The organism is Cryobacterium zongtaii (genome assembly GCF_002909375.1).
Classification (GTDB): Bacteria; Actinomycetota; Actinomycetes; order Actinomycetales; family Microbacteriaceae; genus Cryobacterium; species Cryobacterium zongtaii.
This window is the reverse complement of record NZ_PPXD01000026.1, coordinates 1-14,326: the sequence shown is the minus strand read 5'-3', so window position 1 is coordinate 14,326 and position 14,326 is coordinate 1. Positions and strand designations below refer to the sequence as shown.

12 protein-coding genes and 2 pseudogenes are annotated in these 14,326 nt (G+C 65.7%); 8 read left to right on the top strand and 6 right to left on the bottom strand.

Annotated elements, in window-relative coordinates:
• Positions 1-225: 225 nt before the first annotated feature.
• Both C3B61_RS15405 and C3B61_RS15400 read right to left on the bottom strand, forming a co-directional pair.
• Positions 226-2,550 (bottom strand): putative bifunctional diguanylate cyclase/phosphodiesterase, encoded by a 2,325-nt coding sequence (locus C3B61_RS15405; RefSeq protein WP_103461460.1) that lies wholly within the window; start codon positions 2,548-2,550, stop codon positions 226-228.
• A gap of 322 nt (positions 2,551-2,872) precedes the next feature.
• Positions 2,873-3,883, bottom strand: a complete 1,011-nt coding sequence (locus C3B61_RS15400) for a LacI family DNA-binding transcriptional regulator (protein ID WP_103461459.1) — start codon at positions 3,881-3,883, stop codon at positions 2,873-2,875.
• Positions 3,884-4,067: 184 nt separating this feature from the next.
• Here C3B61_RS15400 and C3B61_RS15395 point away from each other — a divergent pair, with 184 nt between their 5' ends.
• The 7 genes from C3B61_RS15395 (at position 4,068) to C3B61_RS15365 (ending at position 10,871) form a co-directional block, all read left to right on the top strand.
• On the top strand, positions 4,068-4,622 hold the full coding sequence (locus C3B61_RS15395; RefSeq protein ID WP_103461458.1) for a hypothetical protein: 555 nt from the start codon (positions 4,068-4,070) through the stop codon (positions 4,620-4,622).
• Entirely contained in the window at positions 4,619-5,923 is a 1,305-nt protein-coding gene (locus tag C3B61_RS15390; protein WP_165791195.1) for an adenosylhomocysteinase, read from the top strand. Before C3B61_RS15395 ends, C3B61_RS15390 begins: the two co-directional genes overlap by 4 nt.
• On the top strand, positions 5,920-7,575 hold the full coding sequence (locus tag C3B61_RS15385) for an ABC transporter ATP-binding protein (protein WP_103461456.1): 1,656 nt from the start codon (positions 5,920-5,922) through the stop codon (positions 7,573-7,575). Before C3B61_RS15390 ends, C3B61_RS15385 begins: the two co-directional genes overlap by 4 nt.
• A gap of 92 nt (positions 7,576-7,667) precedes the next feature.
• Positions 7,668-8,237, top strand: coding sequence for an ECF transporter S component (locus tag C3B61_RS15380; RefSeq protein WP_103461455.1), 570 nt, complete (start codon positions 7,668-7,670; stop codon positions 8,235-8,237).
• The gene (locus tag C3B61_RS15375; RefSeq protein WP_103461454.1) at positions 8,237-9,061 is read left to right on the top strand and encodes an energy-coupling factor transporter transmembrane component T family protein; all 825 of its coding nucleotides are present in this window, start codon (positions 8,237-8,239) and stop codon (positions 9,059-9,061) included. The genes C3B61_RS15380 and C3B61_RS15375 overlap by 1 nt, the downstream gene beginning before the upstream one ends.
• A complete protein-coding gene (locus C3B61_RS15370) occupies positions 9,049-10,386 on the top strand; it encodes an amidohydrolase family protein (protein WP_103461453.1) in 1,338 nt (445 codons plus the stop codon). Before C3B61_RS15375 ends, C3B61_RS15370 begins: the two co-directional genes overlap by 13 nt.
• Positions 10,368-10,871, top strand: coding sequence for a cupin domain-containing protein (locus C3B61_RS15365; RefSeq protein ID WP_103461452.1), 504 nt, complete (start codon positions 10,368-10,370; stop codon positions 10,869-10,871). The genes C3B61_RS15370 and C3B61_RS15365 overlap by 19 nt, the downstream gene beginning before the upstream one ends.
• Positions 10,872-11,383: 512 nt before the next feature.
• On the opposite strand, the gene C3B61_RS20385 is transcribed toward C3B61_RS15365, so the two are convergent.
• Positions 11,384-11,779, bottom strand: a complete 396-nt coding sequence (locus C3B61_RS20385; protein WP_482764186.1) for a four-helix bundle copper-binding protein — start codon at positions 11,777-11,779, stop codon at positions 11,384-11,386.
• Between the two features lie 536 nt (positions 11,780-12,315).
• On the opposite strand from C3B61_RS20385, the pseudogene C3B61_RS15360 reads away from it, so the two are divergent.
• Positions 12,316-12,810: pseudogene (locus tag C3B61_RS15360) on the top strand (DUF6611 family protein); the annotation flags it as partial.
• 62 nt (positions 12,811-12,872) lie between these two features.
• Here the strand turns inward: C3B61_RS15360 and C3B61_RS19940 are convergent.
• From C3B61_RS19940 to C3B61_RS19935, 3 genes and pseudogenes are all read right to left on the bottom strand, one after another.
• Positions 12,873-13,436: a hypothetical protein gene (locus tag C3B61_RS19940; RefSeq protein WP_103461450.1), complete on the bottom strand. Its 564-nt coding sequence runs from the start codon at positions 13,434-13,436 to the stop codon at positions 12,873-12,875.
• Positions 13,433-13,999, bottom strand: coding sequence for a hypothetical protein (locus C3B61_RS15350; RefSeq protein WP_103461449.1), 567 nt, complete (start codon positions 13,997-13,999; stop codon positions 13,433-13,435). Before C3B61_RS15350 ends, C3B61_RS19940 begins: the two co-directional genes overlap by 4 nt.
• Positions 14,000-14,048: 49 nt before the next feature.
• Positions 14,049-14,326 (bottom strand): annotated as a pseudogene (locus C3B61_RS19935) (hypothetical protein); the annotation flags it as partial.

The window sequence follows — 14,326 nt, the reverse complement described above, 5'->3', positions numbered from 1 at the left end:
AATGGTTGCTGGACTGGCCGTCGGCATCGATGCGCTGCATGCTGCTGGAGCTGAGGGGGTACTCACAGAAGGACTGGCACCAGCACCTCGGCTCCGGTGTTCACGCGAACGCGATCATGGACGGCATCATCCACAGCACGATCCGAGTCGAGACGGGCACCGACAACATGAGGGACCACACAGGTTTTTGGGTGGGGAACGGTGGATGGCTCGATTATTAGCGGCTTACGAAGCGCTCTGAGTTTCGAGCCACTCGAGGAATTGTTCCACTGGTAGGCCACGGCAGTAAAGGTAGCCTTGGGCTGCGTCGGCGCCCATCTGCGCGAGGAGCTGTTGCTGGTCGGGTGTTTCAACGCCTTCGGCGATGGTCTTGATGCCCAGCTTGGTACTCATGTGCACGGTCGATTCCACGACGATGTAATCCACGGGGTTGCGCAGTGCCCCGGCTACGAAACTCGCGTCAAGCTTCACCACGGAGATGGGTAGCGATCGCAGGGCCACCAGGGACGAGTATCCGGTGCCGAAGTCATCGAGGGCAATGCGGATGCCGTGCGCGGCGAGCGTCTCTAATCGATCCATTGCCGCGCCTGATTCCAGCACGACTGACTCGGTGAGTTCGAGTACCAGGCACGTCGGAGACAGACCGCTGTCTTTGAGGGACATGAGGACTGAGTCGACGAAGTGCTCGTTTTCCAGTTCTCGGGCGGAGACATTTACCTCCACCGTCAGCGGTACGCCGCGCCGAGCTTTTGGCCAGGTTGCCGCGTCGGCGCAGGCTTGGCGCAGCACGAACGCGCCCATAGTCAAGATGGTGTTAGAACTTTCTGCCAGGGCTACGAAATCGCCGGGGAACAGGAGTCCCCGCTCCGGGTGCTGCCACCGGACGAGTGCTTCGGCTCCCGTGCAGTGGAGGTCGGTCAGTGACACGATCGGCTGGTAGTGCACCACGAGTTCGCCCCGGCTCGCTGCCTGGCTCAATTGGTGTTCGAAAGAGTCCAGTGACGACTCGCTGTGCAGTAGGCCGGGCGAGAACACTTTCACTTGGCCTTTGCCGCTAACCTTCGCTGCATTCACCGCTACGTCGGCCTGGTGCACGAGGTCGTCGAGGTCGATGCCGGGGCTGGCCGAGACTACGCCCACGCTGGCACCGACCGCCACGGTTTGCCCGTCGACGGTGAATGGCGAAGCCAGGGAGGCGATCATTCGGTGTGCAATAGCCGCTGCGACGTCGTCTGTTGTTCCTGTCAGGACCACCGCGAATTCGTCCCCGTCGAGCCGGGCGAAGATGTCTTGCGGGCGGATGTGGTGCCGGAGCCGCTTTGCGACCTCGGTCAGCACACTGTCGCCAACTCGGTGGCCAAATTGATCGTTGACGTCCTTGAAATCGTCGAGGTCAAGAAACAAAAGATGCAAAGCGTTTGAGGTGCTCTGGTTGAGTTCGGTGGCCAGTTTGCGGGTGAAGGAAGGCCTGTTCTCGAGCCCGGTGAGCGCGTCGTGTTTGGCCTGCGCCAGTAGCTGCCGGTTAGTATCGCTGTTGCGCAATGCCAGATTAACCTGGTTCATTAGACCGCGCACCGACATAGTCATGCTTTCGGACAGGCGCACTGGAGCGCCCACGAGGAGCCAGGCCGCGTTATCTTCCTCGGCCAAGGCCGTGCATGACCACGCGAGGATGCCACCCACGGCCTCGTCGAGTGGACCAACGTCGCCCATGCGTGCCTGCTCTGCGGGGCCTGCGCAGTCGATGACAGCCCCGGGCAGTTCCGCCGGCAGTTCGGAAGAAAAGTGACCAATGCTCGGCCCGACCCGCAAACGTTGGCCGTCGCGAACGACTTTGACGACCCGTAGGCCGGGTGTGATGGAAAGCAGATTGCGCGCCGTATTCCAGCCGAGAACGCGGATGTCTTCCGGGTCGCTGAGGCTGAGCAGCTTCACGCCAGTCTGAGTGAGCACCTGATCGCGTTCGATGGCCCAGTCGTGTGCCCGCAATTCGTCGCGCAGCTTCCCAGCAACCAGGAGGGTGAGCAACGCGATCGACACAACACCGGCGTCCTGTAGTATGCTCGGTCCTGTCGCGTACTCACGCACCAGCGGCGATAGGACGCCGACGGCCAGCAATGTTGCGGTGTACAGAACGCCCCGGGCCGCTGAGCGCCATGGGCAGCCGTAGAGGGTGCGCAGCCAAATGGACGCGAACAGAAGTGGCATCACCGCAACCGGCGAACGGCTCGCAAACGCGAACGCGGCGATAGCGAAGGCGTCGAGCACCTCCAGGCCCAATGGCACCCGCTGGCGCAGGAAGCCATAGACCCAGGAACCCCAGAGGGTGACGGTGGCACCTGCCGCAAGCAGCAACGCCCCCCGATCTCCGCTAGCCAAAGCCACTACGCCGGGCAGGCTGAACAAGAGGGAGAGAAGAGCCAGCCAGGTGAACAGCCATCTGGTGCCTTGCAAAACGCCGGTCGGCCGCCGCACCAGCGTGGGAAAGGCCTCGCGCAATCCGATGTGAGCGACTTCCGGGGTCGTGGACCATGCTCTGACTGCGACCATCTGACTGCGTTCCCCCGTGTGTCGCGCGGCGCAGAAACGACACGGGTGTCGGTGCCGACACGTAGCTAGAGGGTACCAGTGAGCACGTCTCACCGAGTCCCAGTATTTGCCCGGAATCGCTTGCCTGTCCCGTGAGGCAGAAGACGTTAGCGATCCCGGCCTGACGGCTAAATAGATGGCGGCCGCTACCGGGCCTACGCCCGACACGCCTCGCTACTACGAGCGGACCCGGCTGATATTTTCGGTCGCTCGGAACTGGAGTGGCCAACGTGCTGGTCGCCGTTAGCAAGCAGCTTGGCCAGTGGCGGCGGAACCGGTTTGATCAGGCCGGAGGAGAAGGGACGTGACAGCCGCAGGTCTCCCCGTTCACGAGTGTCGGTGGCAGTACAGTGACCGGATGCGGGGCGTCGGGGTTCCAGCGGGCCAGATGGTCGAATGCTCGCTCGGCCATCGCGGCCAGCGACACGGCCACCGTTGTGAGGCGCACGCTGCCCTGCAGGGCCTCCCTGATGCCGTCGAATCCGACCAGCGCGCTCTGTTCCGGAATGCGGATGCCGGCCAGGACGGCGGCCCGCATCACGGCGATGGCGTGTTCGTCGGTGGTGGCGAAGATCGCCGGGGGAGCGCCGGCGGTCAGCAACCCCCGCAGCGCGGACTCGGCTTTGATCCGGTCCATCGGAACCCGGTGCAGCAGGCCGTGGGTGGCCAGGCCTGCTGCATCCATGGCCGCGGCCCAGCCGCGCGCCCGGCGTCCGGTGGGTCCGTAGTCGTCGAGGCTGGTGACGCAGTGGATCTCGGTATGGCCGTGGCCGAGCAGGTGTTCCACCGCGAGCCTGGCCCCCGCCTCGTCGTCGAAGTGCACGCTCGACGTGTTTCCGGTGGCGGGCGCGGAGTGCACGTAGATGCGGGGGGTGTTGTCGACCACCGGCGCATCCGGGTTGATTGTGACCACGAAAATCGCCGCGGCTTGCACGTCGGAGAAGGCACTCTCATAGCCGCGCTCGATCTCTCGGTCGTAGTTGGTGTTTCCGAGCAGGGTGAGATAGCCGCGCGTATGGGCCGCCACTTCCATGTGGCGGGCGAGTTCGCTGAAGAACGCGTTTGACGAGTCCGGCACGAGCAGGCCCACCAGGTTGGTGCGGCCCACACTGAGGGCCCCGGCGAGCGAGTTGCGCCGGTAGCCGAGCCTGGCGATGGCGGCTTCGACCTTGACTTGGGTGGCGGCGGCTACAGCGCGTGGACCGTTGTTGACGACATAGCTGACGACCGCGGTCGACGTGCCGGCCTCCCGCGCAACGTCGGCCAGAGTGGGCCGTTTCGGCGCGTCGCTCATGTCGCCAGCCTACCGGCGCGCCCTTCGCGGGATGGCGACCACCGGGCGCTTGGACCGGACCGCCCCGCCCTGTGACGTCGCACGACGTAACACAGTCGCAATCACAGCTCGAACGTTCGTAACATCACCTCAATAGTGTTTCCGTTCTAAGCGCTTAGATCTGCGCGGAACCGAGGTTCAGAGAATGCCGGACGCCCAGCCCGCCCGCACCGAATGGTCCCAGCGCGCAGTGCGCGTCTTCGCCAGCCAGACCAACCTGCTCGTGGCCAGCAGCCGGGTGCTCGTCGTGGGAGCCGGGCCGCTGGCCGCCGAGCTCGCCTTCTCCCTCGGCATCATGGGGGCCAGGGTCGCCGTCACAAGTACGGACGCCGCAGCGCTGCCAAGCTTCGCGTCCCACGGTCACGACACCTACCCGGCCCGCACCGATGGAGTGCGCATCCCCGCCGAGACCGACCTCGTTTTCGCCACCGGTGAGGAGCAGGCTCCGCTCAGGCCCGGAGCGATCGACGTCGGGGACCTAGACGAAGGCCCCCCGCCGCATCCCCTCGTCATCGTCGACGCCGCACCTGCCGGCGAGACGGCTGCCGTCGATTTGGCCGCGTTCGCCGCGCACCCGGCCGTGCCGGCCCGCGACCGGATCCGCGGCTTCGCCCTCACCAGGGACGTCTTCGTTCTCACCATCAGCGCGGTCGCCGTTGACCGCGTCGTGGATTCCGCCCTGTCGGCGGTGCGATCGTGAACGGCCGCATCCTGGACCCCGGCCTGTGGCAGCAAGGACAGGACAAGATCGACTGGGCCGCCCGGTTCATGCCGGTCACCCGCAGCCTATGCGGTCAACTCGCCGAGAGCGGACTGCTGCGCGGGAAGAAAATCGCCCTGGTACTCGTGCTCGAGCCCAAAACCGCCAACCTGGCCCTCGAGCTGGCAAAGGCGGGCGCCGACGTGTCGGTGATGTGCCACGCCTCGAGCACCCGCGACGACACCGCCGCCGCGCTCGACCGGGCCGGCGTCACGGTGTTCTCCCGCACCGACGCCACTACGGCCATGGACCATGCGTTCGCCCTCGATCTGCTCGACCAGCGCCCTGACATCCTCGTCGACGACGGCTCGAGCATCACCAGGCTCGCCCACACCGACCGTCCCGCCGCACTGGAGACCATGATCGGGGCCACGGAGGAAACCACCAGCGGCCTGCGCCCGCTCCGGGTAATGCAGGCCGCCGGTGAGCTGCGCATCCCCGTGCTCGCCGCCAACGATGCGCTCTGCAAAACCCTGTTCGACAACGGCTACGGCACCGGTCAGTCCACCGTGCTGACCATGCTCGACCTGCTCGGCAGCCCGCTGGCCGGCCGCAACGTGGTCATCGCCGGATACGGCTACGTCGGCCGCGGTGTCGCCAGAGAAGTCGCCGCGCTCGGCGGCCGCGTCACCATCGCCGAAGTCGACCCCGTCAAGGCCCTCGAGGCCGCATTCGCGGGTTTCCGGGTCGATGCCCTCGCGCGCGCAGCTCGCACCGCCGACCTGCTCATCTCGGCCACGGGCATCGCCCACACCATCGACGTCGAACACCTCCTCGCCCTGCCGGAGGGCGCCGCCGTGGCCGTGTCCGGCGGCGTCGACCAGGAGATCGCCCTCGATGCCGTGCTCGCAGCCGGCGCCACCCGGCATCCGGCGGCCGCCCTGGTGGAACGTTTCGCCCTGCCCAACGGGCGCAACATCCTGATTCTCGACGACGGCGGTTGCATCAACTGCACCGCCGGTGAGGGCAACCCGATCGAGATCATGGACCTCGCCTTCGGTGTGCAGACCGCCGCGATCGAGCACCTGCTCACCCACGGAGCCGGACTGGCCAACGCCGTGCATCTCCTGCCCGCCAGCGTCGACGACCGAGTGGCCCGCGCCAAGCTGGCCGCCATGGGCGCACGGCTCGACGTGCCCAGCCGTGCCCAGCAAGAATTCCTGGGCGGCTGGCGGAGCACCAATCCCCGGTTGTCGGCCGAGTCCTCCGTCGCCGCATCGATCACCGGAGCGCGATCATGACCGCCCTTGTGGAGCTGCAGGGGGTCACCGTCACCTACCGGTCTGCCGTCAGGCCCGCGCTGGTCGACGCCACCGTGAGCATTTCCGCCGGCGAGATCGTGCTGGTGGCGGGGCCCTCCGGCTGTGGCAAGAGCACCCTGCTGCGCGTGGTCAACGGACTTGTGCCCCGCTCGTACCGGGCGGAGGTCAGCGGCGACGTCCTGGTCAACGGACAGGACGCGACCGCGGTTTCCTTGCGCGGCATCGCCGACACCGTCGGCACCCTGCTTCAGAACCCGGCCAAGCAGGTGGTCGGCCACTCGGTCCTCGCCGAGCTGGCCTTCGGCCTGGAGAACCGCGGCGTTCGTCCGGCCGAGATCCTGAGCCGCGCCCAGGCCGTTGCTCGCCGACTGGGCATTGAAGATCTGCTCGAGAGCGCCCCGCACGAGCTCTCCGGCGGCCAGCTGCAACTGGTCGCGTTTGCCGGCATCCTCATTCTCGAGCCCGCGCTGATCATCGTCGACGAACCCCTCGCCAATCTCGACCCGGATGCCTCTCACCGGCTGCTCGACGCCGTGCGGGAATACGTGCGCGGCGGCGGCGCCGCCCTCATCGTGGAGCACAGGGTCGACGAGATCGTGGCCCTGGCGCCGGACCTAGTGCTCTACCTCGACCAGGGCGCCACCCGGTACAGCGGCGACCTGGCCGGCTTCCTTGCCGTGGCCTCACCGCAGGCCGTCAAACTGCCGTTCAGAACCCTCGTCGACCGGCACCGCAGCGAACCGGACGGGCTGCCTGTGGTGCCGGAACCCGACTGCGCCACCGCGGGCGCATCCCGGCTGGAATTCGTCGACGCTCACCTCGGCTACGGCCGCACCACAATCCTCTCCGACGTCACCACCCGGCTGCACGCGGGGGAGCGGGTCGCCATCCTCGGCCACAACGGCGCCGGAAAATCGACCCTGCTGCGCGCCGCCGTCGGCCTAGTCGAACCCCTCTCCGGTGAGGTGTTGCTCGACGACGTGCCCGTGGAGACCCTGGGTGCCAAGGACCTCGTCGCCATCTGCGGTTACCTGTTCCAGAATCCCGCCCAGGCGTTGTTCAGTGACACCGTCGCCGCCGAACTCACCTTCGGCCCGAAGAACCTCGGCCGCACCGAGGCAGAGACCTTGGAGATCTCCAGGGTGGCCCTCGAGGCGGTGCTGCTGCACGAGGAACCCGAGATCCTCTCTCGGCCGCCGCGCACCCTCTCCTTCGGCCAGCAGCGTCGGCTCGCCGTGGCACTCGCCCTCACTCTGCAGCCGCGCACCCTGATTCTGGACGAACCCACCGCGGGCCAGGATGAGCGCAGCGCCACCCACTTCCTGGACGCCATCTGGGACCTGCCTGGTATCGACAGCATCTACTTCATCACCCACGACATCGACATGGCGCTGTCCAGGGCCGACCGCGTACTCGTGGTCAGCGACGGATGCATCGTGGCCGACGACACTCCTGCCGCGATCGTGCACGACACGGGCCTGTGGCACACCGTCGTCGGCGGCACCGGTGTGCTGCGAGAGACCGACTATGTGCGGGCCGCCCGTGAACACGGCCCCCGCAGCGGCCGAATGCCCCGCGCCTGGGACCTGGCCCGCCAGGTTGCCGGCGCCCCACCCGTACCCGCTCCCTGACAGCAGCACCCGCACCCGTCTCGCCCGTAGCATCCGCACCGTTTCACCACCGATCGTTCCCTCTGCTTCGCCCCGACCGAAAGGACCCACCCATGAGCACCGCAACAGCCACAGAGCGCCGCAACCGCACCCCCTGGATCGTCAGTTCCCGCACCATCGTGTTCGGCGCCATCGGTGCCGCCCTGTACGGCGCCCTCGGCGTACTCAGCTTCATTATCCCCGGCACGGCCAACGTCGCCATCCGCCCGGCCATCGCGATCATCCCGTTCGTCGGCGCCCGGTTCGGCCCGATCGCGGGCTTCTTCACCGGCGCCGTCGGCAACGCGCTCGTCGACCAGATCCAGGGCTTCGGCTTTCTCACCTACTGGAACTGGAGCCTGGCTAACGGCTTCATCGGCCTCGTGACCGGCCTGATCGCCTTCTACACTCCCGAACCCAAGAAGACCGGCGCGCAGATCCTCCGCGTCGCCCTCATCGCGTTCGTCGCCGTGATCGTCGGCCTGCTGTTCACCGCCACCGACCTGCTGCTGGGCAACACCTTCGAGTACTGGTTCTTCGGCGCGTACATTCCGGCCGTCATCTCCACCTCGATCGCCGTTGTCATAATCGCGCCGGTGCTCGACCAGGCCTGGAAGCCCCTGCAGAACCTCGCCGGGCGCTAGTGGAGGTATCCCCGCGGTATCTCGCCGGCCGGTCGTTCCTCGGCCGGCGGGATCCCCGCGTGCTCATCGGTGTTCCCGCGCTGACCGTGGTCGTCGCCGCGCAGGTTGAAGACCTGCGGGTGATGGCGGCGCTCGTGGTGATCGCCTTCGCCTATTACGCCAGCGCCCGCATCCCCTTACGGGAAGTTCGCTCTAACTGGACCTTCGTGCTGGTCTTCGTGCTGATCATGGCCGGCATCAACGGCATCATCGTCGGCGCCCAGGCGTCGGCCACCTCGGATGACAACGCCACCCTAGCCACCATTCCGCTGATCGGCGTGCCCGTCACCATCGGCAGCATCTCCTACGCCACCAACCTCACCCTGCGGTTTCTGGCGATCGCGGCCACCGGCTTCCCGTTGGCGTTCTCGATCCGCCCCGGCGACCTCGCCGTGGCATTCGCCAGGCTCGGTCTGCCCAGCCGATTCGCCTACGGCATCGACCTCACCTTCAAATTCCTGCCGTCGACCGCCGCGAGCCTGGCGGAGACCATCGCCGCCCAGCGGCTGCGTGGCTACGAGCCGCCGCCCACCCACAATCCGATCAAGAAGGTGCTGCAGTTGCGCCCACTGATGGTGCCGGTCACCGTCAACTCTTTCATCGATGCCGAGGATGTCGTCGATGCCCTCGACCTGCGCGGCTTCGGCACCCAAAAACGCACCTGGCTGCGCCAACTCCGGTTCGGCGCCGTCGACTACCTCGTCGTCGGGTTCTTCCTCCTTCTCGCCCTGCTCGCCACGACCGCCAGTCTCACCGGACGGATGCCCGCACTATGGATTTTCTGAACAGCCTCGGCAGTTCGCCCACCACCACCGATCGGCCTCGCACCCGCCCGCAGCTGCATACGGCCCCCTGGGTGGTGCCCGTCACCCGGGAGCCCATCCGCGACGGCGCCGTGCTCGTGATCGACGGTCGCATCAGCGCCGTCGGACCGGCAACAGAACTCACCAGCGACCTGCGTCGCATCGGAACCGACTGGGGCGAACACGCCTGGGAGGGCGTACTCATGCCCGGCCACGTGAACGCGCACTCGCACCTGCAGTACACCTGCATGGCCGACGTCGGCCGAGGCGTCTACGCCGGCTTCGAAGACTGGTCACGCGCCTTCCAGGTGGTCTACGAAGAGCCGCACGACTGGGGCCAATCCGCCGCAGACGGCCTCGCCATCGCCCTCGCCGCGGGAACGACGGCCATCAGCGACATCGTCACAGACACCGAAGCCCTCGAAGTGCTCAAACACGGCCAGATGCACGGCATCGCCTACTGGGAACTGATGAGCTGGCTCACCGACGAGTGGATGACCAGGGGCCGCACCGAGACCATCACCCGGCTCGGCACCAGACCCCGTGACTTCCTCGGACTCTCCCCGCACGCGCCGTACTCCCTCGACACCGACGTCATCCGTGACCTGTCGACCCTGTCCGAAGAACTCGGCGTGCGCCGTCACATGCACCTAGCCGAGTCCGCCTGGGAAGCCGAATACACCCTCAGCGGCACCGGCCAGCTGGCCGACCAGTGGCGCACCTGGGGCTACGGCGAGTTCGCGCTACTGCGCGGCGGCGGCACCCAGCAACGACCCGTGTCCTACGCCGAATCGATCGGTGCACTCGGCCCCGACTGCCACATCGCGCACGGCATCTACGCCGACGCCGACGACCGCGCCATCCTGCGCCGCACCCACACCGCTGTCGCACTCTGCCCGCGCTCCAACGCCGTGATCGGCCTCGACGAGGCACCCGTCGCCGCGTACCTGCGGGAGGGCAATCTCATCGCCGTCGGCACCGATTCGCTCTCGTCAACGCCGTCGCTCGACCTGATGGGTGACGTCGCGGCGCTGTACACGCTGGCCCGCACCCAGGGTTACGCCGACGCCGACCTGCACAGCAAGCTGCTGCGCGCGGCCACCCTCGGCGGGGCCGTGGCGATGGGAATGGACTCAGGCGAGCATCGGATCGGTAGCCTCGCTTTGGGAGCACTCGCCGATTTCGCGGTGCTTGATACCCTTGCGCCCACTGCCCACGACGTGGTCGCCGCCATCGTCGAAGCGGGCGACGGACACAACCAGGCAACGATTATCTCGGGAGACATCCGATGGCAACGCACGAACTGAACAGCAGGCTCGCCATCCGCCGCACGGCCTCCGGCGATTTCATTGAACGTTTGGAGCGCCCGGCGCTGGCCGTGGAACTCGGTCTCGAACCGCACCCGGAGGGCGGGTGGTACCGGCGCACCTGGACCTCGCCGGTGCCGGTGACGCTCACGGATGCCGACGGGACGGAGCGCATCCGGCCTGCGGCCACCCTCATCCACTTCCTCCTGCCGGCGGGGGAGTTCTCCGCCTGGCACCGGGTGTCGTCGACCGAGATCTGGATCTGGAACGGCCAGGGCACCGTGGAACTCGAGCTCGGCGGCTCCGGCGACGAGCCCGACACCGAGGTGACCGCGATCCTCGGCGGCCGGCTGCTGCGCGGGGAACGCACCCAGGTGATCATCGGCGCCGACGTCTGGCAGCGCACAGTCCCGAGCGAGCACGACGCTCTGGTCAGCTGCCTGGTATCACCCGGCTTCGATTTCGCCGACTTCTCGATGGAGTAGCGGCGGGGCAGCGTCGGCCGTGCCGTGTGAATGCCGGCCGGACAATCGAACATCGCGGGTCACCTACCGCCAGGAGTGACCGGTGAGGATACGCAGCCAAATGGACGAGAACAGAGAAAACACCGCAACCGACGAACTGCCCGCAATCGACGGTGACACCTGCTGCAGGCGCCGGAGCGCGCGGATTTCCGATAGCCACAACCATCACCGGGCAGCAATAGGTCACCTGGTGTGCCGCTGTCAGGTCGGGCCTGTTGAGGCCGGGGATGGCCCGGATGATGCACGTGGTGCATCGAAACGGTCCTAGGCGTAGAGGAACTGCCCGTGCTGAGGATCACGCACGGGCACCTTTGATGGCGCCACCTGTGCCTCGCAACGAGGACCACCCGGTCAACTGCGTACTCTCCCAGAACGGTTCCGGGAACCCAAGTCGTGATATACAAGATCCGTGGGGAGCATCCGCCGTGAAGACGTCGATGGGTCTACCGCTACTGCGCTCGTTCATGGAGGCGTTATCCTTCACTCTCAGCCATGGAGAGGGCGACTTGTAGTTCTGCACAGGCGTTGCTCACGCGGTGACATACATCGGTGCAGAGTTTCCAGCCGCTAAAGAGCTGAGCCATCCGTTCACATGCTACGACTGACTCCATGCAAGCTTCCTCGCACGCTTCCAGAGCGGCGATAGCAGCTGCATGATTAGGGCGCGTCGTCCAAGACAACACTCTCGTTGTCACTATCCCGATTTCCACGCAGTTTAGGTCGGCCGTGAAACACGCGGTGATCTCTTCATCACCGGTCAAGGCTAAGCACTCGGCAGCACAGAGTTCACTCACCGCAATCAGCTCTGCGCACGCGTTCTCGCAGGTACGTATTCGTTCTTGAATTAGGGTGTCCGTGACATCAAGCATGAGATTGACGATATCGACGCAGCGGGACGCGCACCCCCGCCGAAAGTCCCATACCGCCCGTCATCCCAACGGCAGCTGGGAAGAGCCCGACTTCGCGCAGAACGGTGGCGCCAGTTGACAGTGCCATCGTTCGGACCGCCAAACCTGTTCCGCTGGAGAGGGGTCGAGCTGTCGTATTCACACTCAAATGCGAAGATATAGGCTACTTGTTGCCATAATCACGACTATCAGCGACATATCATTTGACATATCTCTTGAATCAGCGGGCGAGTGCTGCGCAGTCATCCGTAACGTAATTCGCTGGGATTGCGTCATGACGAAGGGCTAGGGATTGTCAGGCATTCCGCCGAAATGGAGAGGCCGTCCGTGGCCGTCCGCACGACCTGTAGGGAAGCCGTCAGGATTTCCGTATTCGGTGCGCGGGTTCCGTAGGAGTCGCTAAAGCCACGCGATTCTGGGTCGAGGGTTATGAGGTGAATAGTGCGCGAACGCTTCGTTCGAAAAGCCGGCTTTGCCAATGACTTTCCCCTGTCCTTAAAGGGCAGTGCAGATGGAGAGCCTACACGGTCTCGGTCAGCCGGTATGGCAGCGTGGGCCAACGTCTCGTGTTGTACCCGCCGGGAGTTTCGGCGCCGCAACGTCGCTGGGTTCGCCTGTGGCGTGGCTGGATGGTGTTGGGCGTGGCGGGTGTTCTTGGACTTCTAATTTCGCTCGGTGCGGCTCGTGCGTCGAGGCTGGTGATCATCATGGCCTGTGTCACGTCCTATGTTCTTGGAACTGTCGCCGTGGCCCGATGTGCCGGCCCGGTTCACGGGCAGGTGCTCGAGCTAACGGCGGCGAGATCTAACCTGGTGCCCGATGCCGGGCACGCTCTCGAGTGCCAGTACCTGGCGACGCTGGCCGCGACGATGACCAGTGCTGACGCGGCGCTTGTCAGCGGGGTTTCATCACCCGCGGAGCACGAGGTGGGGTGGTGGGACGTCCTCACGAACGCCCAGGTACATCTCGCTGCGGCCAGCAACGACCGGTAGCCACCAACTCTCTTTCCCCGGGAGCTGGAGGCTCTCGTGGAATCAAGACTGGTGGCTATGGTTTAGCAGTACGCGGCGATAGCCGACTGGTGAATCGGTTGTTCCGCCACGGAACGCCATGGTAGGGCCAGGTAGGGTTCGAGCGGGCTGCGTGAGGCGCGCTGGTCGATACGTTCTGCGAGCAACCCGGGTTGGTCACAATCGGTCACCAACAGTACCGTCACGGTTATATAGGCACCGCAGATACGCTCCAAGTGCGCGTGGGCGTACTCAGCAAACCCGTCTGCAGCTTTGAGCATGACGCTTTCCCGCAAGTGTTTCGGTTCGGCAACGACGAGGATGATGTGTTTGAGGTGGGGCAACCAATCACACAGCCGCTGGCTTGGGAGCAGCTCCCATCGAAGTCGGGACCTCAACCCTCGGACTGTTAGCTCGGGCGATGTCGCATTGATGCCTGTCGCAACGGCTTTAACTGCACGGCGACGGAACGTCCGGCCCGGGATCGGGGGTGTTGCAAGCACGTTCGGCATGTGTGCAAAGGCCCGCAGGGTGTCGATCTCGTCGCCCCGGAGGACGATCGAAGGCGCTGTGATCGGTGGCACCACCAGTTCGGCGTGGAGTCTCATTTCAAGCACGCGCGGGCCAAAGGGAGATCATCATCCGGATCGTCTGAACGCTCCTCTCCGAGCCGGCCCGGATTGCGGCTGTGTCGACGGGCGTCGCTGAGGGGTACGGTTCCCTCGCAGGGAACTGCGATGAGGTCGCCGACGGCCACGTCGGACGGTAGCCACACCCATTGCATGTCGTCCTTCGGTCGAGGACGAAGTTGCATGCGCTTCGTGTGAACCACGCTGCGCCGACCGACAACACGGGCCGCGGACAGAATCGGGCGGCAGCGGTCGAGCTCGGCGTCGACCCAAACGACTAGACGACGGTGCGAATCGGTGAAACCAGTCTCTTCCACCCGGGTGAGCAGCACCGTGATGAATCGTTGCGGTGATGGGGTCTGCTGCGCCCAGAGGCTACCGGCCGGGCCGATGCGAACGGCGGGCGTCTGGTCGCTGCTGGTGCGCACCAGCGAAGCACCGTTGATGATGAGGTCATCTTCGGTATGCACCGTGCCCGCCGGCCAGCACTCGGTCGTCGAGGCCCGATGCGCCAGGGTCCGCCGGGCCATGATGCTGGACATGAGAGTCACGATTCCTCCGTGCTGTGATTCTGTGGTTGCAGTGGTTGATTCATGCGAGTTGTGCCAGCCAGGTCAATTCAGCGGTGTCAAGCTCGGGGGGTGTCACCGTGTCGTCTTCTAATTGCGGCCTCGCGCGGACATCGCGGAGGGCGACAACACCCGTACAGGGGATGGCGAGCAGGTCACCTTCACGGAGATCGTCGGGCAGCTCCACCATGCCGCGACCGAGACTGGGGGTTTCGTGAGATTCGCCGGAGAGCAGAATCGCGGTGGTGCTCTTGACCGTCGAGGCTCGCCCGATGAGTCGGGTTTCCCGCCAAATCGCGT